The sequence below is a fragment of the Variovorax sp. P1_G12 genome (assembly GCF_056405555.1).
The window spans coordinates 94,593-118,425 of record NZ_JBFUBW010000025.1 but is presented as its reverse complement, the minus strand read 5'-3'; the positions used below and the strand labels follow the sequence as shown (position 1 = coordinate 118,425).

Genomic DNA, 23,833 nt, shown 5'->3' with positions numbered 1-23,833 from the left:
CCAGCAGGAAGAACCACAGGATCACCATCACCAGCGGAATGCTGCGCATGCCGTTGACATAGATGGCCGCCGGCAGGTCGAGCCACTTGTTGCCCGACAGCCGCATCAGCGCGAGCAGGGTGCCGAAGAAGATGCCGCCCAGCGTGGCGACCACCGTCAGGAACACGCTGAAATAGAGGCCTTTCAGCAGAAAGGCGCTGACGACGTCCCAGTGGAAGAAGGTCAGATCGAGATTCATGTCAATGTCCTCCCGTTCCGCCGGCCGCGACGAACCCGGGCACTCGGACCCGCTTCTCGACCCAGGCCATGATGCGGTTGATCACCATCGCCGAGATCACGTAGAGCACGGTCACGGCCATGTACATCTCGGTCACGCGGGCGGTCTCCTCGCCGGCCTGCATCGCGAACTGGATCATCTCGGGAATCGACACCGCGAATGCGACCGACGAGTTCTTGAAGATGTTCATCGATTCGCTGGTGAGCGGCGGAATGATGATCCGGTAGGCCATCGGCAGGATCACGTAGCGGTAGTACTGCGGCGTGGTGAAGCCCACTGCCATGCCCGCGTAGCGCTGGCCCTTGGGCAGGGCCTGGATGCCGGAACGCAATTGCTCGGCGATCCGTGCCGAGGTGAAGAAGCCCAGCGCGAACACCACCAGGATGAAGGGCGGCAGGCCGGCCATGACCGGGAATATCTTCGGCACCACGTGGTACCAGAGAAAGATCTGAACCAGGAGCGGGATGTTGCGGAACAGCTCGACCCAGGCATTGCCGAAGCGCACCAGCCAGGGGCTGTTGGGCAGCGTGCGGATCACGCCGACGAGAGACCCGAGCACCAGCGCCACGACCAGGGAGCACAAGGACACCGAGACGGTCCAGCCCCACGCCGACAGCAGCCACTGCCAGTAGGTGGGTATCTTCCCGCCCGGGTCCTCCAGGAAGACCTGCCAATCCCATTTTCCCATTTCAACTCCTCGATGATTGTTGGAGGCATCTCATAAAACAAACGCCCGCCGGAAGAGGCGGGCGTTCGTTCACGCGTCAGCCCACGCGTTTTTACTTCTTGGCGTAGTCTTCCATCGGCTTGTCGTTGGGGTTGGCCCACGCAGCCTTGGTGGCATCGGACAGCGGCAGGCCGACCTTGGTGTTGGTCGGCGGGATCGGCTGCATGAACCACTTGTCGTACAGCTTGGCGAGCGAGCCGTCGGCGATCTGGCGCTTGATGCTGTCGTCGACCGCCTTCTTGAAGGCCGGATCGTCCTTGCGCAGCATGCAGGCGATCGGCTCGACCGAGAGCGGCTCGCCGACGATCTTGAAGTCGGCCGGGGCCTTCGACTTGGCGATGTTGCCGGCCAGGATCTGGCCGTCCATCACGAAGGCATCGGCACGGCCCGACTCGAGCAGCAGGAAGCTGTCGGCGTGGTCCTTGCCCATGACTTCCTTGAAGTCGATGCCCTGGGCGCGCTCGTTCTTGCGCAGGGTCTGCACCGAGGTCGTGCCGGTGGTGGTGGCGACGCTCTTGCCGTTGAGGTCCTTGATCGAGTTGATGCCCGAGTTGGCCTTGACCGCGATGCGGACTTCCTCGACGTAGGTGGTCACCGCGAAGGAGACGTCCTTCTGGCGGGTCGCGTTGTTGGTGGTCGAGCCGCACTCGAGGTCGACGGTGCCGTTCTGCACCAGGGGAACGCGGTTCTGCGAGGTGACCAGCTGGCGCTTGATGTCGAGCTTGGGAAGGCCGAGCTGCTTCTGGATATCGGCCAGGACGCGTTCGGACATTTCGGTATGGAAGCCGACGTACTTGCCGTCGCCGATCGTGTAGGCCAGCGCGCCGGAGGAGTCACGCACGCCCATCGTGACGCTGCCGCTCGACTTGATCTTGGCCAGCGTGTCATTGGCCTGGGCGAAGGCGCCTCCTGCGGCGAGCGCCATGACGGCCAGAGCCAATACTTGCTTCTTCATATGGAAACTCCTGTGACTGAGAGATAACACGAAATTCTAGACGCCCGCATTCTGCGCCACACCGGGACCAACCCGGTGCACGACGCACCGCCGCAAGGCGCACCGGGTGTTCGGCAGCGCCAGCGCTCCCAACGGAACTCTCAAAGCAGCCTTTGTGCCCGGAAAAAACGTGGGGCAGACTTTAGAGGGGACGGAGGTCGGCGCCCAATGCCGATTGCGGCGCTCGCCATGTCGCCGCCTCATAGTTTGTGCGCCGCACAAGAACAGACTGTCAGGCCGCAGGCTGGGTCTGCAGGAGGTAGGCCCACAACGCATCGGCCGCGCCCTTGAGCCGCGGTGCCGCGCCGTCGCCGCGGCCTGTCCGACCGGTGGTCTTGGCCGACGCCGACGCGCCGGGCCGCTCGCGGTAGGCGCGGATCTCCATCGTGGCCTCGAGCCGGTCGATCTCGGGCGGCAGCGCGCTCACCAGCGTGCGGGCGCGGACCTCCTTGCGCACCGCGCTCTGCGGCAGGAAGGCGATGCCGTGGCCTTCGAGCGCCATCGCCTTGAGGCCCTCGGCCATGTCGGTTTCGTAGACCCGATCGAGATGGATCGCGGTGCCGGATTCCTTCAGCAGCTGGTCCACCACGCGCCCCAGGTAGGCGCCGGGTGCATAGCCCAGATAGGGAAGCGGCTGGCCGGGCCGGCCGGGCAGGCAGTAGCGCGGGGCGCCCTCGGCATCGGGCCTGACCCAGGGAGCGACCACCTCCTCCCCGAGGCTCACCATCTCATAGCGGTTGGCGTCCAGCGGCAGCGGCTGCGAGGGGTGGTGGTAGGCGATCAGCAGGTCGCAGCTGCCCTCGACCAGGCGCAGCACGGCGTCGTGCACGTTGAGCGCGATGAGCCGGCTCTTGATCGGCCCGAAGTGCTCGCGCAGCCCCGTCACCCAGGAGGGAAAGAAGGTGAAGGCCAGTGTGTGCGGCACGGCGATCTCGATCACGTCCTGCCCGGCCGCGGAATGGCCGCGCAGCATGGCGCGCGTGCTCTGCAGCGACTGGAGCATCTCGATGGCCTGGCTGTAGAGCGTCTGGCCCGCGGGCGTGAGGCGGGTGGGGTAGGAACTGCGATCCACCAGGTCGGTGCCGGCCCAGCCTTCGAGCGCCTGGATGCGGCGCGAGAACGCCGGCTGTGTCACATGTCTCAGTTGGGCCGAGCGGCTGAAGCTGCGCGTTTCCGCCAGGCTGATGAAGTCTTCGAGCCACTTTGTTTCCATACGCGGCGATTATGCGAGCGCCGCGCCATACTGGAACCCGCGTCTGCCCCTCTCCTTTCTTCCCTCGCCCGCCATGCCATCCGCCGACCTGCTCGCACTCAGCGCCACCGAACTTTCGCGCCGCATCGCGGCCCGCAGCGTGTCCTGCCACGCGCTGATGCAGGCCGCGCTGGCCCGCATCGAAGCGCTCAACCCGCGCTTCAACGCCATCGTGTCGCTGCGCGAGCCGCAGCAGCTGCTGGCCGAAGCCGGCGAGCGCGATGCCGAACTGGCGCGCGGCGTGCGACGCGGCTGGATGCATGGCTTTCCGCTCGCGGTGAAGGACCTGAGCCACGCCGCCGGCCTGCCGACCTCGATGGGCTCGCCCCTTTCGCCGCGCTCTCCGGCGCGTGCCGACAGCCTCCACGTGGCGCGCATGCGCGCGGCCGGCGCCATCGTGATCGGCAAGACCAACACGCCCGAGTTCGGGCTCGGCTCGCACACCTACAACACGGTCTTCGGCACCACGCTGAACGCCTACCAGCCCGCACTGAGCGCCGGCGGCAGCAGCGGCGGCGCGGCCGTGGCGCTGGCCCTGGGCATGCTGCCGGTGGCCGACGGCAGCGACATGGGCGGCTCGTTGCGCAATCCCGCGGCGTTCAACAACGTGATCGGCTTTCGGCCCTCGCGCGGCCGCGTGCCCGGCGCCCCGGAAGACGAGCTCTTCCTGCAGCAGCTCGGCACCGAGGGGCCGATGGCGCGCACGGTCGAGGACGCCGCGCGTCTGCTCGCGGTGCAGGCAGGCTTCGACCGGAGGCTGCCGCTTTCATTGACCGAAGCCCTGCCCGCGCCCGACACGATGCGGCTCGACAGCGATCCGAAGGGCCTGCGCATCGGCTGGCTCGGCAGCCTGTGGCCCGATCTGCCGCTCGCGCCCGGCGTGCGCGAGCTCTGCGAGCGCGCGCTGCAGACCTTCCGCGACCTCGGCTGCGAAGTCGACACGCATCAGCTTGATGTCCCGCGCGAGCAGAACTGGACCGCGTGGCTGCGCCTGCGCCAGTTGCTGGTCGGCGGCAAGCTGGGCGCGGCCCATGCCGACCCGGCGCTGCGCGAGAAGCTGAAGCCCGAGGCGCGCTGGGAGATCGAGCAGAGCCATCGGCTCGATGCGGCGGCGCTCTACCAGGCCGCGGTCTATCGCTCGAATGTCTACCGCGCCTTCCTGCGGGCCTTCGAGCGCTTCGATTTCGTGGTCGCTCCGACGGCGCAGGTCTTTCCCTTCGATGCGGCGCTGCCGTGGCCCGCGTCGGTCGGCGGCGTCGAAAGCGACACCTATCACCGCTGGATGGAGATCGTCACGCCCTTCACGCTGGCCGGCCTGCCCACGCTCAATGTGCGCGCGGGCTTCAGCGAATCCGGCCTGCCGATGGGGCTGCAGATCGCGGGGCCGATCCACGGCGACCTGGCGGTGCTGCGGCTGGGGCATGCGTACGACCTGGCTTGCGGCTGGGGCTCCGTGCGGCCGCCGGTGCTTTCCGAGGGCGTCTGAACCGACGGCCCTTTCGCTTCGAAACTAGATCGGCGACACCACGCCGCGTCCGGCGAAGTGTCCTTCGGCATTGGCCATGAAGCGATCCAGCGAAGCCTGCGTCGCCTCGGGTGACCAGCCCGCCATATGCGGCGTGAGCAGCACGTTGTCGAGGCCGATCAGCGGCTCGGGTGGCAGCGGCTCGCTCTCGTAGACGTCGAGACCGGCCCCTGCGATGCGGCCTTCGCGCAGGGCCGCGGCAAGCGCCTCGGTATCGACCACGCTGCCGCGCGAGATGTTGACGAGGAACCCCTTCGAGCCCAGTGCGTCGAGGATCCGGGCATCGATCAGATGCCGCGTGCCGGCACCGCCCGGGGTCGCCACCACCAGGATGTCGGCCCATCCGGCCAACGCCTGCACGCTGTCGAAATAGCGGTGCGGCACCCCCTCGCGCGGCTGGCGGTTGTGATAGCCGATCTCCATGTCGAAGCCCGCGGCACGCCTGGCGATCTTCTGGCCGATGGTGCCGAGCCCCAGAATGCCCAGGCGCTTGCCCGAGACATTCGGCGGATGCGGAATCGTTTCGCGCCGCACGCCTTCGCGGCACAGCCGGTCGAGCGTACGGACGTGGCGCATCGCGCCGATCAGCAAGCCGAAGGCATGGTCCGCGACGCAGTCGTCGTTGGTGCCGGCACCGTTGGCGAGCACGATGCCACGCACCCGCGCCGCATCGAGCGCGATGGCTTCGTAGCCCGCGCCCATCGCGCAGACCAGTTCGAGCCTGGGCATCGCGGCGATCTCCGCCGCCGTCAGACCGATCGAGCCGATCGTCAGCACCGCGCGGAAGCGGCCGCCCTCTGCCGCGATCAGCGCATCGCGCTCGGCCGGCGTCGGCACCGGCAGATAGGTCATGTCGTAGACCGCGGCGACCTGCGCCTGGTGGGTTTCCGACAGGCTGTTGAGGACCAACAGGGGAATCTTCTCCGACATTCGAATCGCTCCTGAATCAATCAATGGGGGTCACAGCACCGGCTCGGCCTCGAGCTTCTGCAGCCGCCACATCTGCGCGTACTTGCCCTGGCCCGCCAGCAACTGGGCGTGCGTGCCGCGCTCGACGATCACGCCGCTCTCGAGCACCAGGATCTCGTGCGCATCGACCACGGTCGACAGGCGGTGCGCGATCACCAGCGTGGTCTTGTTGCGCGCCGCGCTCTTGAGCTCCGACTGGATCGCCCGCTCGTTGGCCGAATCGAGCGCCGAGGTGGCTTCGTCGAAGATCACGATCGGCGGGTTCTTGAGCAGCGTGCGCGCGATCGCCACGCGCTGCTTCTCGCCGCCCGAGAGCTTGAGCCCGCGCTCGCCGACCATGGTTTCGTAGCCCTTCGGCGTGTGCGCGATGAAGTCATGGATACGCGCCGCCCGCGCGGCCTCCTCCACCTCTTCGCGGCTCGCGCCCGGACGGCCGTAGGCGATGTTGTATTCGACGGTGTCGTTGAACAGCACCGTGTCCTGCGGCACGATGCCGATGGCGCGACGCACGCTGGCCTGCTGCACGTCGCGGATGTCCTCGCCGCCGATCGTGATGCGGCCCTGCTGCACGTCGTAGAAACGGTAGAGCAGCCGGGCCAGCGTCGACTTGCCCGAGCCCGAGGGGCCGACCACCGCCACCGTCTTGCCGGCCGGAATCTCGAAGCTCACGTGCTTGAGGATCGGCCGCGCGGCCTCGTAGGCGAAATTGACGTCCTCGAAGCGCACGGTGGAATCGGCTCCCGCCAGCGGCCGGGCATCCGGCGCGTCGCGCACTTCGCGATCCTTCTCGAGCAGCACGAACATCTTGTCGAGGTCGGTCAGGCTCTGCTTGATCTCGCGGTAGATCACGCCCAGGAAATTGAGCGGGATGTAGAGCTGGATCATGAAGGCGTTGACCATCACCAGGTCGCCCAGCGTCATGTGGCCGTCGACCACGCCCTGCGTGGCGCGGTAGAGCATCGCGACCAGGCTGACCGCGATCAGGCATTGCTGGCCCGCATTGAGCAGGCTCAGCGTGGTCTGGCTCTTGACCGCCGCCTTGCGGTAGCGCTCCAGGCTGGCGTCGTAGCGGCCGGCCTCGAAGCCCTCGTTGTTGAAGTACTTGACCGTCTCGTAGTTGAGCAGCGAATCGACCGCTCGACTCTGCGCCACCGAGTCGAGCTCGTTCATGGTCTTGCGGAACTGGGTGCGCCACTCGGTCACGGTCACGGTGAAGCCGATGTAGACCACCAGCGCCGCCAGCGTGATCCAGACGAAGCCCGAGTCGAACTTGACGCCCAGGACGGTCAGCACCAGCGTCAGCTCGATGATCGTCGGCACGATGCTGTAGAGCGACATCGAGATCAGCGAATGCACGCCGCGCGTGCCGCGCTCGATGTCGCGCGTCATGCCGCCGGTCTGGCGCTCCAGGTGGAAGCGCAGGCTCAGCGCGTGCAGGTGCTGGAACACCTCCAGCGAGATGCTGCGCGCCGCGCCCTCGGTGGCCTTGGCGAAGACCAGTTCGCGCAGCTCGTTGAAGACCGCGGTGGAGAGCCGCAGCAGGCCGTAGGCGACCAGCAGGCCGACCGGCACCACCAGCAGCGCCGCCGCGCTGCCGGGCTTGATCGACATCGCGTCGACCAGGTTCTTGAGCAGCACCGGCACGCCGACATTGGCGACCTTGGCGCCGATCATGAAGGCGAGCGCAGCCATCACGCGCCATTTGTAGCGCCACAGGTAGGGGAACAGCCGGCGCAGCGTGGCCCAGTCGGAACGGTCGCTGCGGGCGGGCGTGCCCGCCGAGGCGGGGTGGTGGGGGGAGGAAAGTGCTTCGCCGCTGCGGCGCATGGGGGGACAATCGTGGCTGTTGTTTTCAGAGGGGTCGGTCGACCCACCCCAGATTGTGCCCATGTCCGCCAAATCCAGCGCCAACCTCACCGCCAAGCTCAAAAGCCTCCCGGCCGACATGGAGCTGGTGCTCAAGGTCATCCCGATGCCGGCCGACTGCAACGCCAACGGCGACATCTTCGGCGGCTGGGTGATGGCGCAGTGCGACCTGGCCGGCTCGGTGATCCCGGCGCGCTACGCCAAGGGCCGGATGGCCACCGTCGCGGTCAACGAATTCATCTTCAAGCAGCCGGTGCGGCTGGGCGACATCCTGTCGTTCTACTCGAAACTGGAGCGCATCGGGCGCACCTCGGTCACCGTCAAGGTGGAGGTGTTCGCCGAGCGCTTCAAGTCCCAGGGCGAGTACATCAAGGTGACCGAAGCCACCTTCACCTACGTCGCGATCGACGACAGCGGGCGGCCCCGCCCCATCGAGAAAGCATAAGCTCGCCCCCAGGTTGGGCTCACTTCGTGTAGCCCGCCCACCCCCTACCGGGGGCGCAGTCAGCGGCCCGGCGAAGCCGGTTCCGCGACTGCCCACCAACAGGCGCGCTGCGCGCAGCCGAAGAACAAACACAGCGAAGGCGACGGTGTTCCCTCGGCCGGCGCAGCCAGGCCCGTTGGCGAAACGCCGCGGAACCGGCTTCGCCGGGCCGCTGGTGTTGCCCCCGGAGAGGGGGTGGGCGCCCCGACACGAAGTGCGGGGCAACCTGGGGGAGATCAAATGTTCGAAAAGTCCGGCTTGCGCTTTTCCATGAAAGCCGTGAAGGCCTCGCGCGCCGCCGGCTCGCGCAGCATGCGGCCGAAGCTCTGGCCCTCTTCAGCCATGCGCTCCAGCACCACCGGCTGCTGCGACTTCTTCATCAGGCGCTTGGTCTCGATCAGGGCGCTCAGCGGCTTGGCCGCGAGCTTGCGGGCCTGCGCCTGGGCGATGGCATTGGCCTCGGTCGGCGGTACGACGCGATTGACCAGGCCCACCTCCAGCGCCGCCTCGGCCATGAAGGGCTCGCCCAGCAGCAGCGCCTCGGCCGCGCGGTGGTAGCCGAACATCTGCGGCACCAGCAGGCTCGACGCGGCTTCGGGGCAGAGGCCTAGATTGACGAAGGGCATCGAGAAAGCCGCGTTGTCGCCCGCGTAGACCAGGTCGCAATGGAACAGCAGCGTGGTGCCGATGCCCACCGCCGGACCGCAGACCGCCGCCACGATCGGCTTCGGGAAACTGGCGATGCCGCGCAGGAAGCGGAACACCGGCGACTCTTCGGTCGACGGCGGCTTGTTGAGGAAGTCGCCGATGTCGTTGCCGGCACTGAAGATCGTGGCGTCGCCCTGGATCAGCACGGCGCGCACGGCGCCGTCCTGCTCGGCATTCGCCAGCGCGTCGGCCAGCTCGCCGTACATCGCGCCGGTGATCGAGTTCTTCTTGTCGAGGCGGTTGAAGGTCAGGGTCATCACACCGGCTTCGGTGTGGACGAGGATGTCGCTCATGGGAGGTCCTTGAAAAAAATGAATGGTCGGTCAGGCGCTAAGCGCCTCGCGGACGAACTCGAGCCGGTCCTGGCCCCAGAACATCTGGCCGCCGACGAACATCGTCGGCGCGCCGAACACGCCGCGCTGCACCGCTTCCTGGGTAGCGGCCTTGAGCTGGTCCTTGACTTCCTGCGTGTTGGCGAGCGCAAGCAACTGCGCTGCGTCGAATCCGGCTTCCTGCAGCACGGCGCCGACGGTGGCCGGCTCGTTGAGGTTGCGCGGCTCGACCCACATCGCGTGGAACACCGCGTCGACATAGGCGCGGAAGCGGTCGGGCTCGCGCATCTGCAGGCCGGTGGCGCCGCGCATCAGCAGCAGCGTGTTGATCGGGAAATGGGGGTTGTGCTGGAAAGGCACCCCATAGCGGCGCGCGTGACGCTTCAGGTCTTCGTTGAGGTAAGGCCTCTTGGCCGGGATCTCGGCCGGCGAATGGTTGCCGGTGGCCTGGAACACGCCGCCCAGCAGCATCGGCTTCCAGACCAGCGCCGCGCCGGTGTCCGCGCACAGGTGCGGCAGCTGGGTATAGGCCAGATAGGCGGCGGGGCTGCCGAAATCGAAATAGAAGTCGACGGATTTCGTCGTCGTCATGCGGGTCTCCTTGCGCTGCCCCTCATTGTCGCGGCAGCGGGCCGGCGCCGGGCCGCCCCAAGGCGGCCCGCAGCCCCCTCGGGGGGCAGTGAGTACACGAAGTGACGGTGCGTGGGGGCCATGTCTATTCCTTGAAGTAGACGATCTGGCTGCTGGTCGCCAGCAGGGCGCCCGCCTCGCTCCAGAGCTGCGCAGCCTGGTCGAAGTATCCATTGCGGAACTGCTGCCCGGTGGCCCGGCCCAGCAGGTAGCCGGTGCCCACTTCGGCCAGCAGCGCGGCGTCGGTATGAAAGTAGGTCGTGAGCGACACCGTGCCGATCGGCACCGGCGTGGCGCGCCGCAGCCAGACCCGCGGGTAGAAGGTGTCGCTGAGCGCCATGAGCGCGGCGAAATCCAGCGGCCGCGGCTCGGCGTCGCGCAGCCACATGCGCGTCTCGCTGGCTTCGCCGCTGCCGTCCCAACGGCTCGGGATCGAGCCGATGATCGGCCGCATCTCGTAATGCCGGACCCATTCCACGCCCTTCGGGCCGATTTGCATGGGCTCGACCGCCGAAGGCGGCGGCGCCTCGGGCATCGGAAAGTCGTTGGCGCCCCAGGTCTCGCGCCGCAGCGCCGTGACCGCCGTGCCCGTGGTGGTCACGTGCAGCTTGCCGTCGGCGCCGGTCTGCGACATCTGGATCGTCCAGTGCTGCGTCGAGCGGTTGGTGCGAACCGGCACGGCGAGCACCTCGAAGGCGCCTTCGCCGAGGGCTGCCGCGAAGTTCACCGTGGCCGCCACCGGCTCGCCGAGCAGGTCCGGATGCCGCAGCACCGCCTGCAGCATCACCGCCGCGGTCATGCCGCCGAAGGGGCCGACCATGTTCCAGTAGTCCGGACTCGTGGCGCCGAAGAAGTGGCCGGCCTGGAGGTCGCTGTGCGCGAGATCGAGGGCCTGGTCGAGAGGGTGTCGTTTCATGGTCGCAGTGTGCCTCCGTGTCGGCAAGTCGTGCAGTCGTATCGGAGACGCCTGCGCATGGTCACAAACCCTGATGGCCTAGACGCGCTCGAAGATCCCCGCCGCGCCCTGCCCCATGCCGACGCACATCGTGACCATGCCGTACTTGAGCTTCTTGCGCTGCAGTGCGTGGATGACGGTCGCCGAGCGAATGGCGCCCGTCGCGCCGAGCGGATGGCCCAGCGCGATCGCGCCGCCCATCGGGTTGACCTTGGCCGGATCCAGGCCCAGGGTGTTGATCACCGCCAGCGACTGCGCCGCGAAGGCTTCGTTGAGCTCGAACCAGTCGATGGCGTCCTGCGTCAGCCCGGCATAGCGCAGTGCCGCGGGAATCGCCTCGATCGGGCCGATGCCCATGATGTGCGGCGGCACGCCCTTGCTGGCAAAGCTCACGAAGCGCGCCAGCGGCTTCAAGTCGTACTGCTTGCAGGCCTTCTCGCTGGCGATGATCAGCGCGCCGGCGCCGTCGGAGGTCTGCGAGCTGTTGCCGGCCGTGACCGAGCCGCGCGCGGCGAACACAGTGCGCAGCTTGGCCAGCCCTTCGAGCGTGGTGTCGGGGCGCGCGCCCTCGTCGAGGCTCACGATGCGGCTCTTCGCCTTCGATTCGCCGGTGGCGAGGTCGGGCGTGCGGTCGGTGACTTCGATCGGCGTGATCTCGTCGGCGAACTCGCCGGCCTGCTGCGCGGCCAGCGCGCGGCGGTGCGACTCGAGCGCAAAAGCGTCCTGCGCCTCGCGGCTCACCTTCCACTGCTGCGCCACCTTCTCGGCCGTGAGGCCCATGCCGTAGGCAATGCCGACGTCGCCTTCGCGCTCGAAGATCGAGGGCGACAGCGACGGCGAGTTGCCCATCATCGGCACCATGCTCATGCTCTCGACACCGGCCGCGATCATCACCTCGGCCTCGCCGACGCGGATGCGGTCGGCCGCCATCTGCACCGCCGACAGCCCGGAAGCGCAGAAGCGATTGACCGTGATGCCGCCGATGCTGTGGGGCAGGCCGGCGAGCACCGCGCCGATGCGCGCCACGTTGAGGCCCTGCTGCGATTCGGGGATCGCGCAGCCGCAGATGATGTCCTCGATGGCCTTCGGGTCGAGCCCGGGCACGGCCGCCAGCGCCGCCTTCAGCGTGGTCGCGAGCAGGTCGTCGGGGCGGTAGTTGCGGAAGAAGCCGCGGTGCGACTTGCCGATCGGCGTGCGCGTGGCGGAGACGATGTAGGCATCTTGAATCTGTTTCATGAGGAGCTCCTGAAATCTCTGTTCGGGGAACACCGAGGAACCGGCTTTGCCGGGCCGCTGGTGTTGCCCCCTGGAAGGGGGTGGGCGCGCGCGACACGAAGTGCGCGAAGCCTTGGGGGTGGGCTAGTTCCTCACCGGCTTGCCGGTGCTGAGCATGCCCATGATGCGTTCCTGCGTCTTGGGATGCACGATGAGCGAGCAGAAGGCCTTGCGCTCGAGCGTCATCAAATACTCCTCGGTCACCAGCGAGCCGGCATCGACGTCGCCGCCGGTGACCACTTCGGCGATCAGGCTCGCGATGTGGAAGTCGTGGGCGCTGATGAAGCCGCCGTCGCGCATGTTGACCAGCTGGCCCTTGATGGTGGCGGCGCCGCTGCGGCCCGCGACCTTGAACATGCGGCGCAGCGGCGGGCGCCAGCCGGCGTCGGCCATCGCCTTGGCCTGCTGCAGTGCCACGTACAACAGCTCGTCCTTGTTCGGCACGATGACGTCGCTGTCGAGCAGGTAGCCGAGCTTCTTCGATTCGAGCGCGCTGGTGCCGACCTTGGCCATGGCCGCGGCGGTGAAGCCTTCGGTCAGGAAAGGCAGCAGGTCGTTGCCGGTCGATGCGGCGGCGTTCTCGGCCGCGCGGCGCGCGATGTAGGTCAGGCCGCCGGCGCCCGGGATCAGGCCCACGCCGACTTCGACCAGGCCGATGTAGCTTTCCATCGCCGCGACGCGCTTCGCCGAATGCACCGCGAGTTCGCAGCCGCCGCCGAGCGCCATGCCGCGCACGGCCGACACCACCGGCACGCTGGCGTAGCGGATCTTGAGCATGACGTTCTGCAATTCCTGCTCCGCGCCTTCGACCGCGCCGATGCCCGCGACCACGAAGGCCGGCAGCATCGCCTGCAGGTCGGCGCCGACCGAGAACATCTCGTCGGGCGACCAGATCACCAGCGCCTTGTAGTCGCGCTCGGCCAGCTCGACGCCGGCCGCCAGCGCTTCGGCGACATCGGGGCTGATGGCATGCATCTTCGAGTGGATGCTGGCGATCAGCACCTCGCCGTCGAGCGTCCAGAGGCGCACGTCGCCTTCGTCCTGGATCGTGGTGCCGGCCTGGCTGGCGTCGGGTGCATCGGCGCCGAGCACGCTTTCGGGGAAGAGCTGGCGTTCATGCACCGGCAGCTTGCGGGCGGCCACGAAGCCGTTCTTCGAAGCGCTCCATGAGCCTGCGGGCGTATGGACGCCGCCGGCTTCGGCCACCGGCCCTTCGAACACCCACTTCGGCAGCGGCGCGCTCGACAGCGCCTTGCCCGCATCAATGTCTTCCTGGATCCACTTGGCGACCTGCGTCCAGCCTGCTTCCTGCCACAGCTCGAACGGACCCTGCTTCATGCCGAAGCCCCAGCGCATCGCGAAGTCGATGTCGCGCGCGCTCTCGGCGATGGTCGCCAGATGCACGGCGGCATAGTGAAAGCTGTCGCGCAGGATGGCCCACAGGAACTGGCCCTGCGCGCCTTCGCTCTCGCGCAAAAGCTTCAGGCGCTGCGCCGCGGGCTTCTTGAGCATGCGGCCGTAGACCTCGTCGGCCTTGTCGCCCGAGGGCACGTAGTCACCCTTGGCCAGGTCGAAGCGCAGGATGTCGCGCCCGGCCTTCTTGAAGAAGCCGGCCTTGGTCTTCTGGCCCAGGTTGCCCAGTTCGAGCAGCTTGGCCAGCACCGGCGGCGTCGCGAAGTTGGGGTAGAACGGATCGCTCTTCTCGTCGAGGTTGTCCTGCAGCGTCTTGACCACGTGGGCCATCGTGTCGAGGCCCACCACGTCGGCGGTGCGGAAGGTGCCCGAGCTCGCGCGGCCCAGCTTCTTGCCCGTGAGGTCGTCGACCACGTCGGGCGTGAGGCCGAACTTCTCGACTTCCTTCAGGGTCGCCAGCATGCCGGCGATGCCGACCCGGTTGGCGATGAAGTTGGGCGTGTCGTGCGCGCGCACCACGCCCTTGCCGAGCGCGCTGGTGACGAAGGTCTCGAGCTGGTCCAGCACTTCGGGTTCGGTGGTCGGCGTGTTGATCAGCTCGACCAGGAACATGTAGCGCGGCGGATTGAAGAAGTGGATGCCGCAGAAGCGCGGCTTGAGCGCCTCGGGCAGGGCCTCGCTGAGCTTGGTGATCGACAGGCCCGAGGTGTTCGAGGCCAGGATGGCATGCTTCGCGACATGCGGCGCGATCTTCCTGTAGAGATCGAGCTTCCAGTCCATGCGCTCGGCGATCGCCTCGATCACCAGGTCGCATTCGCCGAGCTTGGTCAGGTCGTCTTCGTAGTTGGCCTGCTCGATCAGCACAGCATCGGCCACGTCGGCCAGCGGCGCGGGCTTGAGCTTCTTGAGGTTGTCGATGGCGCGCGTGACGATGCCGTTCTTCGGGCCTTCCTTTGCAGGAAGATCGAACAGCACGACCGGCACGCGCACGTTGACGAGATGCGCGGCGATCTGCGCGCCCATCACTCCGGCGCCGAGCACGGCGACCTTTTTCACTTGGAATCTGGACATAACTTGCTTTCGAAGTTCTGATTCTGTTCGGGAAACACCGTGGAACCGGCTTTGCCGGGCCACCGGTGTTGCCCCCTTGAGGGGGAGGCTGCTACACGAAGTGAGCAGCATTCGGGGGTGGGCTATTGAATGCGGTTCCAGGTTTGGGTGCGCCAGAAGGGCCCGAGGTAGCCGCGCACTTCGAGCTTTTTGCCGCCGTCGATGGGCGTGAAGCTGGCGCGGTATTCCTTGCCGTTCTCGGGGTCGAGGATCTTGCCGCCTTCCCAGACGTCCTTGCCCTCGGCCTTCTTGCCGCCGCGGATGATCTCCAGCCCCGTGATCGACTTGCCTTTGCGCTCGTCGGTGCACTCCTCGCACACCGCATCGGCCTTGGCATCCTTCTTCAGCGACTTCTCGATGCGGCCGGCCAGCGCGCCGCCCGACTCGGCGATGCGGATCTCGGCTTTGGACTCGCCGGTCTTGTCGTCGATGCTGCGCCAGACACCCACGGGGCTCATCTGGGCAAAGGCGCTGCCGCTTGCCAATACAAGCACTGCGGCAAGCGCAGCGAAGCCCGTTCGGGAACTGCCGCGGAACCGGCTTTGCCGGGCCGCAGGCAGTGCCCCCTTGAGGGGGAATCCGAAGCGACACGAAGTGCGCGGAGATTCGGGGGTGAGCATATTTATGCCAGCGCGGCGTCGGTGTTCATCAACGGGGCGCTGCCGGCGCGCGCGGTGCGCATCAGCGTCGCGGTCTCGGGGAACAGCTTGGCGAAGTAGAAGCGCGCGGTCTGCAGCTTGGCGACGTAGAACGGGTCGGTGTTGCCGGCCGCGATCTGCCGCAGCGCGGTGCGCGCCATCAGCGCGAACATGTAGCCGAACACGAAGTGGCCGGCGACCCGCAGGTAGTCCACCGCGGCGGCGCCGACTTCGTCGGGGTTCTGGAAGCCCTTGAAGCCGATCTCGGTCGTGAACTTGGTGAGCTGGTCGCCCAGCACCGCCACCGGCGTGATGAATTCGCTCATCTTCTCGTTGACGCCCTCTTCCTCCACCAGCTTGCCCACCAGCTTGCCGAACTTCTTCAGCGTCGCGCCGTTGTTGCCCAGCACCTTGCGGCCCAGCAGGTCCAGCGACTGGATGGTGTTGGTGCCTTCGTAGATCATGTTGATGCGGTTGTCGCGCACGAACTGCTCCATGCCCCATTCCTTGATGAAGCCGTGGCCGCCGAAAACCTGCATGCAGGCGTTGGTCGCGGTGTGGCCGTTGTCGGTCAGGAAGGACTTCACGATCGGCGTCAGCAGCGCGACGATCTCGCCCGCGTCCTTGCGCACCTTCTCGTCGGGGTGGTTGTGCTCCTTGTCGAGCAGCAGCGTGCAGTAGATCGCCATCGCGCGGCCGCCCTCGGCGTAGGCCTTGGCGGTCATCAGCATCTTGCGCACGTCGGGGTGGACGATGATCGGATCGGCGTCCTTGTCCTTGGCCTTGACGCCCGACAGCGAGCGCATCTGCGTGCGGTCCTTGGCGTAGGCCAGCGCATTCTGGAAAGCCACTTCGGTCAGGCCGAGCGACTGGTTGCCGACGCCCAGGCGGGCGGCGTTCATCATCACGAACATCGCCGCCAGGCCCTTGTTGGGCTGGCCGACCATCGTGCCGGTGGCGCCTTCGATCACGATCTGCGCGGTGGCGTTGCCGTGGATGCCCATCTTGTGCTCGAGGCCGCCGCAGTAGATGCCGTTGCGGCTGCCCAGCGAGCCGTCGGCCTTGACGTTGAACTTGGGCACCACGAACAGGCTGATGCCCTTGCTGCCCTTGGGCGCGTCCGGCAGGCGGGCCAACACCAGGTGGATGATGTTGTCGGCCATGTCGTGCTCGCCGGCCGAGATGAAGATCTTGTTGCCGGTGATCTTGTAGCTGCCGTCGGCCTGCGGCTCGGCCTTGGTGCGCAGCAGGCCGAGGTCGGTGCCGCAATGCGGCTCGGTCAGGCACATGGTGCCGGTCCACTCGCCGCTCGTGAGCTTGGGCAGGTAGGTCTTCTTCTGTTCGTCGGTGCCGTGCGCCGCGAGCGCCTCGTAGGCGCCGTGCGACAGCCCCGGGTACATGGTCCAGGCCTGGTTGGCCGAGTTGAGCATCTCGTAGACGCACTGGTTCACGACATAGGGCAGGCCCTGGCCGCCATAGGCCGGGTCGCAGGAGAGCGCCGCCCAGCCGCCTTCGACGAACTTCGCGTAGGCATCCTTGAAGCCCTGGGGCGTCTTCACCTCGTGCGTGCTCTTGTCGAGCACGCAGCCTTCCTCGTCGCCGCTGATATTGAGCGGAAAGGTGACCTCGGAGGCGAACTTCCCGCCTTCCTCGAGGATCGCGTTGATGGTGTCGGCGTCGACCTCGGCGTGCTTGGGCAGCGCCTTGAGTTCCTCGGTGATGTTGAACACTTCGTGCATCACGAACTGCATGTCGCGCAGAGGCGGGGTGTAGGCGGGCATGGAAAGGTCTCCGGAGGGCAAGTGGAAAGGAAGAAAACGAAGGGAATCGAACCGTGCGCGTTCAGCGCGCGGCCTTGAGCCGCCGTGGCGCCGGGCTGCCGGCGGCGGGCTGCATGTCGGTCGCGCCGCTGCGGCGCAGGATGTTGTCGAAGCCCACGTTGGCGCGAGCCAGCGAGTCGGGCGAGCGCAGGAAGCGGGCCTCGTAGTGCAGCGCCAGGATCAGCGCGTGGATCTCGAACGCGATCTGCTTCTCGTCGGCATCCTCGCGCAGATGGCCTTCGGCCTTGGCCTGCACCACGGCGCGGTACATCGCCGCCAGCCAGGTCTTGACCGAGTCGGCCAGCGCGTCGCGCACGGGGCCGGTGCGGTCGTCGAATTCGACGGCGCCGCTGATGTAGATGCAGCCCGAATCGATCTCGGTCGAGGTGCGCTTCATCCAGTTGGCGAACATCGCGCGCAGGCGCGGCAGGCCGCGCGCGGCCTTGAGCGCCGGGTAGAAGACTTCCTGCTCGAAGCGCGCGTGGTACTCGCGGATCACGGAGATCTGCAACTCTTCGCGCGAGCCGAAATGGGCGAAGACGCCCGACTTGCTCATCTGGGTGACGTCGGCCAGCGCGCCGATCGACAGGCCTTCGAGGCCGATCTGGGCGGCCAGGTTCAGGGCTGCGTCAATGATGACGGCCTTGGTCTGCTGGCCTTTCGCGGGCGCGCGGACGGGCTTGGCAGGAGCGGCGGTGTCGGGCATCGGGGGGAATTGGAATAAAACGAACGGTCGTGCTATTTTGCAGGAAATTTCCGGGTTGCCAAAGTCAAAAGACCCACGCAATTTGCGGGTCTTTCGGATGGTTGGCCGCGTGGAGGGTCGGCATCGCGAAGCCGGCCTCCCGGGCCGGCTTCTGCGGGTTCTTCCAAGGCCACCCGAGGCCGAGGGTGTTCGTTCGATCGAATTTCGCATCGAATCGGCATTCGCTTGCGATGCATCAACAAGACGTTCGCCGCGACTGCTACCGTGAACGCTGAACGCGCGGCGCCAACGCCGCGTCCTCCCCCGCGAGCTCACACCATGTCATTCACTTCGCGCTCGTCTCCCCGCCGCCGTGCGCCGTGCCGCGTGGCGCCCTGCCGTTTCGCCGCATGATGCCGAAAGTTCCACGCTGGCGACGCTGGCCGCTCGGCCTCAAGCTGATGCTGGTGGCCGCGCCGTTCCTCGCGTTGTCGCTGGGCGCCATCGCCGCGCTGGTCTGGATGTCGGTGCAGCTCGAAGGCGGCGCCGCGGCCGTCAACGAAGCCGGCCGCATGCGCATGCAGACCTACCGCATGCTGCTGGCGGCTGGCACCGGACAGACGCAAGACCTGCCGCGGCAGGTGGCGGAATTCGAACGCAGCGTGCAACTGCTGCGCGACGGCGACCCCGAGCGGCCCTTGTTCGTGCCCTGGGATGCAGGCGTGCGCAGCAGCTTCGCCGTGGTCGAGCAGGAATGGGCGGCGTTGCGCGAGCGGCTCGCGGCGCCGCACGAGCCGCAGGGTCCCACGTCCGTCGCGGCGGACGCCGACGCGGCCTCGGTGTTCGTGCGCCACATCGACGTGTTCGTGCGGGGCATCGAGGCGCACATGGCGCGCTGGACCGCGCTGATGTATCTGCTGCAGATCGCCATGATGGGGCTGGCGCTCGTCGGCACCGCGGCGCTCCTGTTCACCGGCTACCTGTTCGTGCTGGAACCGGTCGGCCTGCTCTACCGGGCGATCTGCAGCGTGCAGGCCGGCAACATGGACGCGCGCGTCGAATGCGAGACCCACGACGAATTCGGCACCCTGGCCGAGGGCTTCAACAGCATGGCGAGCCAGTTGCAGGCGATGTACCGCAACCTGGAAGCCCGGGTGCGCGAGAAGACTGCCGAACTCGAGGAGAAACGCGGCCGGCTCGAGAGCCTGTACGAGGTTACCAAGCTGGCGAGCCAGGCCACCACGCTCGAGGCGCTGGCGCAGGGCTTCACCCGCAGCATCGCCGGCATCGCGCACGCCGACGGGGTCGCGCTGCGCTGGTCGGACCAGACCAACCGGCGCTACCTGATGCTTTCCTCTCAAGGTCTGCCCGAATCGATGGTCGAGGCGGAGCACTGCCTGATGGCCGGGGACTGCCACTGCGGCTCACCGCAGGCACCGCACGGCGCGCGGGTGATCCCGATCCGGTCGATGCAACCGGCGCGCATGCGCAACTGCGCGCAGGCCGGCTTCGAGACCGTGGTGTCGATCCCGATCCGGCTGCACGATCGCCTGATGGGCGAGGTGGACCTGTTCTTCCACGCGCAAGTCGGCATCACCGATGCCGAGCGATCGCTGCTGGAAGCCATGACGGTGCATCTGGCCGGCGCCATGGAGAGCTTGCGCCTCAGCGCATTGGAGCGCGAGGAAGCCGTCTCGCAGGAGCGCAGCCTGCTGGCGTCCGAACTGCACGACTCCATCGCCCAGTCGCTGGCGTTCCTGAAGATCCAGGTTCAGCTCATGCAGGATGCGCTCGACGCGGGCAACGCCGCCCAGGCCCAGCACGTGCTCGGGGAGATCGGCCTCGGCGTGCGCGAGAGCTACGGCGACGTGCGCGAACTGCTGCTCCACTTCCGCACGCGGGCCAATGACGAGGACATCGAACCCGCGCTGCTCACGACCCTGCGCAAGTTCGAGCACCAGACCGGCGTCCAGGCGACGCTGCGGATGCAGGGCCATGGCATGCCGCTGGCGCCCGACATCCAGATCCAGGTGCTGCACATCGTGCAGGAAGCGCTCTCGAACGTGCGCAAGCATGCGGGCGCGACGCGGGTCTGGCTGGACGTGCAGCAGCAGCCGCGCTGGCGCTTCGAGGTGCGCGACGACGGCGTCGGCTTCGACCGCCTTGCCGGCCGGCTGGACGAAACCCACGTCGGGCTCGACATCATGGCCGAGCGCGCCGCGCGGCTGGATGCCGCACTCGAGGTGCGATCGACGCCGCATTCCGGCACGTCCGTCATCCTGACTCTTCCGGCGATTCGGACCGCGACACCGGAGACTCCGCCCGTGTTGCCCTCCACCCCACCATTCGCTGCCGCCCTGCCATGACCGATTCCACCCCCCGCATCCGAATCCTCGTGGTCGACGACCACACGCTGTTCCGGCGCGGCCTGACGGCCCTGCTGCAGCGCGATCCGCAGTTCGAGGTGGTCGGCGACGCCGGCGATGCCGGCGAAGCCCAGCGCCGCGCCGGGGAGCTGCAGCCCGACGTGATCCTGCTCGACAACCATCTGCCGGGCGTCCATGGCGTCGACGCCCTGCCGGCGCTGCACGAGGTGGCTCCGGCCGCGCGCGTGCTGATGCTGACGGTCAGCGAAGACGAGCGCGACCTCTCGGCCGCACTGCGCGGCGGCGCCTGCGGCTACCTGCTCAAGACCATCGAGGGGGATGCGCTGTCGAAGGCGATCCGGCGGGCCGTGCGCGGCGAGAACGTGGTCTCCGAGGAGATGACGGGCAAGCTGGTGGCCGCCTACCGCGACGCGGCGGCACCCGCTGCGCAGCCGCCCGAACCGCCGGCCTCGGCGGGCTCCAGGCTCGATCTGCTGTCTCCGCGCGAGCAGGAAATTCTCCAGGGCATCGCCCGCGGCGGGGCCAACAAGGAGATCGCGCGATCGCTCGGCATCGCCGAGACCACGGTGAAGATCCACGTGCAGCACATCCTGCGCAAGCTCGGCGTGAGCTCGCGGGTGCACGCCGCCGTGATCGCAAGCGAGCACAACCTGGGTTGATCCAGCGCAAGCGCGCGCTCTTTTTTCGCGCGCGTAGTTCTTCAGGACGATGCCGGCCGCGCGCCCATCGTTCCTCTGCCGTCGGCCGGCCCTCCTCCCGAAGGATGCCGCGACGGGCGCCGAATTCCTACAGTCGGTTCATGACTGATGAGCGGACTGCAGGATGACGAAAAAGAGCCAAGGACTCGCGGTGCTGCTGGTCAGCACGCTGGCCTTCACCGTGTGTTTCATGGTGTGGATGATGTTCGGCGTGATCGGCATCCCGATCAAGAAGATGCTGGGCCTGAACGCCACCGAGTTCGGCCTGCTGACGGCCATGCCGGTGCTCACGGGCTCGCTGATCCGCGTGCCGCTGGGCATCTGGACCGACAGATACGGCGGCCGCATCGTGATGGCCGTGCTGATGGCGGTCACCGTGCCGGCCATCTGGCTGATGAGCTACGCCACCGAGTATTGGCACTTCCTGGTCATCGGCCTGTTCGTCGGCCTGGCCGGCGGTTCCTTCTCGGTCGGCACGCCCTACGTCGCGCGCTGGTTTCCTCGCAACCGCCAGGGCTTCGCGATGGGCGTGTACGGTGCGGGCAACTCAGGCGCTGCCGTCAACAAGTTCGTCGCACCGGCGCTCATGGTGGCCTTCGGCTGGACCATGGTTCCGATGGCCTACGCGGCCATCATGCTGGGCACCCTGGTGCTGTTCTGGATGTTCAGCGCCAGCGACCCGGCGCATCGGGTGCCCTCGAACACGAAGTTCGCCGACCAGCTGAAGATGCTGAAGGAGCCGAAGGTGCTGAAGTACTGCCAGTACTACAGCATCGTGTTCGGCGGCTACGTCGCGCTGTCGCTGTGGATGGTGCAGTACTACGTCGGCGAGTTCGGCCTGGACATTCGCGCCGCCGCCTTGCTGGCCGCCTGCTTCTCGCTGCCCGGCGGCGTGCTGCGCGCCGGCGGCGGCTGGCTGTCCGACAAGTACGGCGCGCACAGCGTGACCTGGTGGGTGCTGTGGGTCAGCTGGATCTGCCTGTTCCTGCTGTCGTACCCGCAGACCGACTTCACGGTGCTCACCGTCAATGGCCCCAGGAGCTTCCACCTCGGGCTGAACGTCTATGCCTTCACCGCCCTGATGTTCCTGCTGGGCATCGCCTTCGCATTCGGCAAGGCCAGCGTCTTCAAGTACATCAGCGACGACTACCCCGAGAACATCGGCACCGTCAGCGGCATCGTCGGCCTGGCCGGCGGCATGGGCGGCTTCGTGCTGCCGATCCTGTTCGGCGTGCTGATGGACCTCACCGGCATCCGCTCCAGCGCTTTCATGCTCATGTACGGCGTGGTCTGGGTGTCGCTCATCTGGATGTACTGGACCGAAGTGCGCCGCACCGAAGTCATGGGCCGCAACGCCCCCGCGTTCAACCTCGGTGGCTAGCCAGACATCCGACCCTGCAAGGACTGACATGACCGAATCCCTTCGCGCGGCATCTCCCGCACCCGCATCCGCCAGCGGCGCCGACATCTCCGACTGGCGCCCTGAAGACGAGGCGTTCTGGGAATCCTCCGGCAGGCGGATCGCCTACCGCAACCTCTGGATCTCGGTGCCCGCCCTGCTGTGCGGCTTCGCGATCTGGGGCATGTGGGGAATCATCACGGTGCAGATGCTGAACCTGGGCTTTCCGTTCAGCCAGGCCGAGCTGTTCTCGCTCACGGCCATCGCGGGCCTGGCCGGCGCCACGATGCGCATCCCGGCCTCGTTCCTGATCCGCCTGGCCGGTGGCCGCAACACGATCTTCCTGACCACCGCGATGCTGCTGGCCCCGGCACTCGGGACCGGCATCGTGCTGCAGCACAAGGACTGGCCGCTGTGGTCCTTCCAGCTGATGGCGCTGTGGTCGGGCGTGGGCGGCGGCAACTTCGCCAGCTCGATGTCCAACATCAGCACCTTCTTCCCCAAGCGGCTGCAGGGAACCGCGCTCGGCCTGAACGCCGGCCTCGGCAATTTCGGCGTCACCACGATGCAGATCGTCATCCCGCTGGTGATGACGGTGGGCCTGTTCGGCAGCTTCGGCGGCGAGCCCATGACGCTGGTGAAGGACAGCGGCTGGATCCTCGGGAAGATCCTGGCCGGCACGCCGACCTACATCCAGAACGCCGGCTTCGCCTGGCTGCTGTCCCTGGTGCCGCTGTCGGCGCTGTGCTGGTTCGGGATGAACAACCTCAAGAACGTGTCGCCGAACACCGGGGGCACGATCGCGGCGTTCCTCAAGATCATCTGGCTCTACACGCTGTCGTTCCTGCCCGCGGGCCTGGGCCTGTACCTGTACCTGCCCGCGCCGACCGGCCTGGGGCTGCTGAACATGTGGGTGGCGATGCCGCTGATCATCGTCGGCACCCTGGGCGTGATGAAGCTCACGGCCTTCGGCACCATGAAGGACAACATCGCCGCGCAGTTCGCCATCTTCAGGAACAGGCACACCTGGGCGCTCACGCTGCTCTACATGGTCACCTTCGGCTCCTTCATCGGTTTCTCGATGGCGCTGCCGCTGGCCATCACGGTGATCTTCGGCATCAGCCACGTGCCCGATGCGGCCGGCGTGCTGCAGCACACGCTGAAGAACCCGAACGCGCCCTCGGCGCTCACCTACGCCTGGATCGGCCCCTTCGTCGGCGCCGGCGTGCGCCCGATCGGCGGCTGGATCTCCGACCGCTTCGGCGGCTCGATCGTCACGCAGATCATCTCCGCGGTGATGGTGGTGGCGTCGGTGGCGGTGGGCTACGTGATGCTGCTGGCCTACCAGTCGGCCACGCCCGAGCAGTACTTCCTGCCGTTCATGGCGCTCTTCGTGCTGCTGTTCACCGCCAGCGGCATCGGCAACGGCAGCACCTTCCGCACCATCGGCGTGATCTTCGACCGCCAGCAGGCCGGCCCGGTGCTGGGCTGGACCTCGGCGGTGGCCGCGTACGGCGCCTTCATCGCGCCGGTGGTCATCGGCGCGCAGATCAAGGCCGCCACGCCGCAATACGCCATGTACGGCTTTGCCGTGTTCTATGCGCTGTGCCTGGTTCTCAACTGGTGGTTCTACCTGCGCAAGAACGCGTACGTGAAGAACCCCTGAGCCGCACACCCACCCGCGAATTT

General features: G+C 67.3%; 20 protein-coding genes. 6 read left to right on the top strand and 14 right to left on the bottom strand.

All coding sequences use genetic code 11. The features are described 5' to 3' along the window. From AC1D2O_RS25775 to AC1D2O_RS25760, 4 genes are all read right to left on the bottom strand, one after another. A partial coding sequence (locus tag AC1D2O_RS25775) for an ABC transporter permease subunit (protein ID WP_478158128.1) occupies positions 1–238 on the bottom strand: 238 nt, incomplete at its 3' end. Position 239: 1 nt separating this feature from the next. Then, complete coding sequence (locus AC1D2O_RS25770) at positions 240–965, bottom strand: amino acid ABC transporter permease (protein ID WP_478158127.1); 726 nt, start codon at positions 963–965, stop codon at positions 240–242. 91 nt (positions 966–1,056) lie between these two features. Continuing rightward, entirely contained in the window at positions 1,057–1,959 is a 903-nt protein-coding gene (locus tag AC1D2O_RS25765) for a transporter substrate-binding domain-containing protein (RefSeq protein WP_478094208.1), read from the bottom strand. 271 nt (positions 1,960–2,230) lie between these two features. After that, positions 2,231–3,211, bottom strand: a complete 981-nt coding sequence (locus AC1D2O_RS25760) for a LysR substrate-binding domain-containing protein (RefSeq protein ID WP_478094207.1) — start codon at positions 3,209–3,211, stop codon at positions 2,231–2,233. Positions 3,212–3,284: 73 nt separating this feature from the next. Between AC1D2O_RS25760 and AC1D2O_RS25755 the strand changes: the two genes are divergently transcribed. Next, complete coding sequence (locus tag AC1D2O_RS25755; protein WP_478158126.1) at positions 3,285–4,736, top strand: amidase; 1,452 nt, start codon at positions 3,285–3,287, stop codon at positions 4,734–4,736. 24 nt (positions 4,737–4,760) lie between these two features. Here the strand turns inward: AC1D2O_RS25755 and AC1D2O_RS25750 are convergent, their stop codons facing one another. Together AC1D2O_RS25750 and AC1D2O_RS25745 are read right to left on the bottom strand one after the other, a co-directional pair. Then, positions 4,761–5,705 (bottom strand): 2-hydroxyacid dehydrogenase, encoded by a 945-nt coding sequence (locus tag AC1D2O_RS25750; RefSeq protein WP_478093218.1) that lies wholly within the window; start codon positions 5,703–5,705, stop codon positions 4,761–4,763. Between the two features lie 30 nt (positions 5,706–5,735). Next, positions 5,736–7,571, bottom strand: a complete 1,836-nt coding sequence (locus AC1D2O_RS25745) for an ABCB family ABC transporter ATP-binding protein/permease (RefSeq protein WP_478093216.1) — start codon at positions 7,569–7,571, stop codon at positions 5,736–5,738. 61 nt (positions 7,572–7,632) lie between these two features. Between AC1D2O_RS25745 and AC1D2O_RS25740 the strand changes: the two genes are divergently transcribed. Then, positions 7,633–8,055, top strand: coding sequence for an acyl-CoA thioesterase (locus AC1D2O_RS25740; protein WP_478093214.1), 423 nt, complete (start codon positions 7,633–7,635; stop codon positions 8,053–8,055). Positions 8,056–8,330: 275 nt separating this feature from the next. Here AC1D2O_RS25740 and AC1D2O_RS25735 read toward each other — a convergent pair whose 3' ends face one another. The 8 genes from AC1D2O_RS25735 to AC1D2O_RS25700 form a co-directional block, all read right to left on the bottom strand. After that, positions 8,331–9,095 (bottom strand): enoyl-CoA hydratase, encoded by a 765-nt coding sequence (locus AC1D2O_RS25735; RefSeq protein WP_478158125.1) that lies wholly within the window; start codon positions 9,093–9,095, stop codon positions 8,331–8,333. A gap of 30 nt (positions 9,096–9,125) precedes the next feature. Next, on the bottom strand, positions 9,126–9,725 hold the full coding sequence (locus tag AC1D2O_RS25730) for a 2-hydroxychromene-2-carboxylate isomerase (protein ID WP_478158124.1): 600 nt from the start codon (positions 9,723–9,725) through the stop codon (positions 9,126–9,128). Between the two features lie 124 nt (positions 9,726–9,849). Then, the gene (locus AC1D2O_RS25725; protein ID WP_478094536.1) at positions 9,850–10,680 is read right to left on the bottom strand and encodes an acyl-CoA thioesterase; all 831 of its coding nucleotides are present in this window, start codon (positions 10,678–10,680) and stop codon (positions 9,850–9,852) included. Positions 10,681–10,758: 78 nt separating this feature from the next. Further along, positions 10,759–11,955: an acetyl-CoA C-acyltransferase gene (locus tag AC1D2O_RS25720; RefSeq protein ID WP_478094538.1), complete on the bottom strand. Its 1,197-nt coding sequence runs from the start codon at positions 11,953–11,955 to the stop codon at positions 10,759–10,761. A 123-nt stretch (positions 11,956–12,078) separates the two neighbouring features. Then, positions 12,079–14,478, bottom strand: coding sequence for a 3-hydroxyacyl-CoA dehydrogenase/enoyl-CoA hydratase family protein (locus tag AC1D2O_RS25715; protein ID WP_478158123.1), 2,400 nt, complete (start codon positions 14,476–14,478; stop codon positions 12,079–12,081). A 122-nt stretch (positions 14,479–14,600) separates the two neighbouring features. Next, positions 14,601–14,975, bottom strand: coding sequence for a DUF2147 domain-containing protein (locus AC1D2O_RS25710; protein ID WP_478086672.1), 375 nt, complete (start codon positions 14,973–14,975; stop codon positions 14,601–14,603). 164 nt (positions 14,976–15,139) lie between these two features. After that, positions 15,140–16,936, bottom strand: a complete 1,797-nt coding sequence (locus tag AC1D2O_RS25705) for an acyl-CoA dehydrogenase C-terminal domain-containing protein (protein ID WP_478086666.1) — start codon at positions 16,934–16,936, stop codon at positions 15,140–15,142. Positions 16,937–16,997: 61 nt separating this feature from the next. Then, complete coding sequence (locus tag AC1D2O_RS25700; protein ID WP_478086665.1) at positions 16,998–17,681, bottom strand: TetR/AcrR family transcriptional regulator; 684 nt, start codon at positions 17,679–17,681, stop codon at positions 16,998–17,000. A gap of 392 nt (positions 17,682–18,073) precedes the next feature. Between AC1D2O_RS25700 and AC1D2O_RS25695 the strand changes: the two genes are divergently transcribed. The 4 genes from AC1D2O_RS25695 to AC1D2O_RS25680 all read left to right on the top strand — a co-directional run bounded on the left by AC1D2O_RS25695 (position 18,074) and on the right by AC1D2O_RS25680 (position 23,810). Continuing rightward, complete coding sequence (locus tag AC1D2O_RS25695; RefSeq protein WP_478086663.1) at positions 18,074–20,026, top strand: type IV pili methyl-accepting chemotaxis transducer N-terminal domain-containing protein; 1,953 nt, start codon at positions 18,074–18,076, stop codon at positions 20,024–20,026. Continuing rightward, the gene (locus AC1D2O_RS25690) at positions 20,023–20,706 is read left to right on the top strand and encodes a response regulator (RefSeq protein WP_478086661.1); all 684 of its coding nucleotides are present in this window, start codon (positions 20,023–20,025) and stop codon (positions 20,704–20,706) included. The genes AC1D2O_RS25695 and AC1D2O_RS25690 overlap by 4 nt, the downstream gene beginning before the upstream one ends. A gap of 163 nt (positions 20,707–20,869) precedes the next feature. Beyond that, on the top strand, positions 20,870–22,126 hold the full coding sequence (locus tag AC1D2O_RS25685) for an MFS transporter (RefSeq protein ID WP_478158122.1): 1,257 nt from the start codon (positions 20,870–20,872) through the stop codon (positions 22,124–22,126). 28 nt (positions 22,127–22,154) lie between these two features. Then, a complete protein-coding gene (locus AC1D2O_RS25680; protein ID WP_478158121.1) occupies positions 22,155–23,810 on the top strand; it encodes an MFS transporter in 1,656 nt (551 codons plus the stop codon). The last annotated feature ends 23 nt before the right edge of the window (positions 23,811–23,833 follow it).

Excerpts from the sequence above, each read along its gene's own strand:
- AC1D2O_RS25705 (WP_478086666.1), bottom strand. The coding sequence starts at position 16,936 with ATGCCCGCCTACACCCCGCCTCTGCGCGACATGCAGTTCGTGATGCAC.
- AC1D2O_RS25725 (WP_478094536.1), bottom strand. The coding sequence starts at position 10,680 with ATGAAACGACACCCTCTCGACCAGGCCCTCGATCTCGCGCACAGCGAC.
- AC1D2O_RS25720 (WP_478094538.1), bottom strand. The coding sequence starts at position 11,955 with ATGAAACAGATTCAAGATGCCTACATCGTCTCCGCCACGCGCACGCCG.
- AC1D2O_RS25745 (WP_478093216.1), bottom strand. The coding sequence starts at position 7,571 with ATGCGCCGCAGCGGCGAAGCACTTTCCTCCCCCCACCACCCCGCCTCG.
- AC1D2O_RS25690 (WP_478086661.1), top strand. The coding sequence starts at position 20,023 with ATGACCGATTCCACCCCCCGCATCCGAATCCTCGTGGTCGACGACCAC.
- AC1D2O_RS25730 (WP_478158124.1), bottom strand. The coding sequence starts at position 9,725 with ATGACGACGACGAAATCCGTCGACTTCTATTTCGATTTCGGCAGCCCC.
- AC1D2O_RS25710 (WP_478086672.1), bottom strand. The coding sequence starts at position 14,975 with ATGAGCCCCGTGGGTGTCTGGCGCAGCATCGACGACAAGACCGGCGAG.
- AC1D2O_RS25750 (WP_478093218.1), bottom strand. The coding sequence starts at position 5,705 with ATGTCGGAGAAGATTCCCCTGTTGGTCCTCAACAGCCTGTCGGAAACC.
- AC1D2O_RS25715 (WP_478158123.1), bottom strand. The coding sequence starts at position 14,478 with ATGTCCAGATTCCAAGTGAAAAAGGTCGCCGTGCTCGGCGCCGGAGTG.
- AC1D2O_RS25685 (WP_478158122.1), top strand. The coding sequence starts at position 20,870 with ATGACGAAAAAGAGCCAAGGACTCGCGGTGCTGCTGGTCAGCACGCTG.
- AC1D2O_RS25765 (WP_478094208.1), bottom strand. The coding sequence starts at position 1,959 with ATGAAGAAGCAAGTATTGGCTCTGGCCGTCATGGCGCTCGCCGCAGGA.
- AC1D2O_RS25695 (WP_478086663.1), top strand. The coding sequence starts at position 18,074 with ATGCCGAAAGTTCCACGCTGGCGACGCTGGCCGCTCGGCCTCAAGCTG.
- AC1D2O_RS25770 (WP_478158127.1), bottom strand. The coding sequence starts at position 965 with ATGGGAAAATGGGATTGGCAGGTCTTCCTGGAGGACCCGGGCGGGAAG.
- AC1D2O_RS25735 (WP_478158125.1), bottom strand. The coding sequence starts at position 9,095 with ATGAGCGACATCCTCGTCCACACCGAAGCCGGTGTGATGACCCTGACC.
- AC1D2O_RS25680 (WP_478158121.1), top strand. The coding sequence starts at position 22,155 with ATGACCGAATCCCTTCGCGCGGCATCTCCCGCACCCGCATCCGCCAGC.
- AC1D2O_RS25740 (WP_478093214.1), top strand. The coding sequence starts at position 7,633 with ATGTCCGCCAAATCCAGCGCCAACCTCACCGCCAAGCTCAAAAGCCTC.
- AC1D2O_RS25760 (WP_478094207.1), bottom strand. The coding sequence starts at position 3,211 with ATGGAAACAAAGTGGCTCGAAGACTTCATCAGCCTGGCGGAAACGCGC.
- AC1D2O_RS25700 (WP_478086665.1), bottom strand. The coding sequence starts at position 17,681 with ATGCCCGACACCGCCGCTCCTGCCAAGCCCGTCCGCGCGCCCGCGAAA.
- AC1D2O_RS25755 (WP_478158126.1), top strand. The coding sequence starts at position 3,285 with ATGCCATCCGCCGACCTGCTCGCACTCAGCGCCACCGAACTTTCGCGC.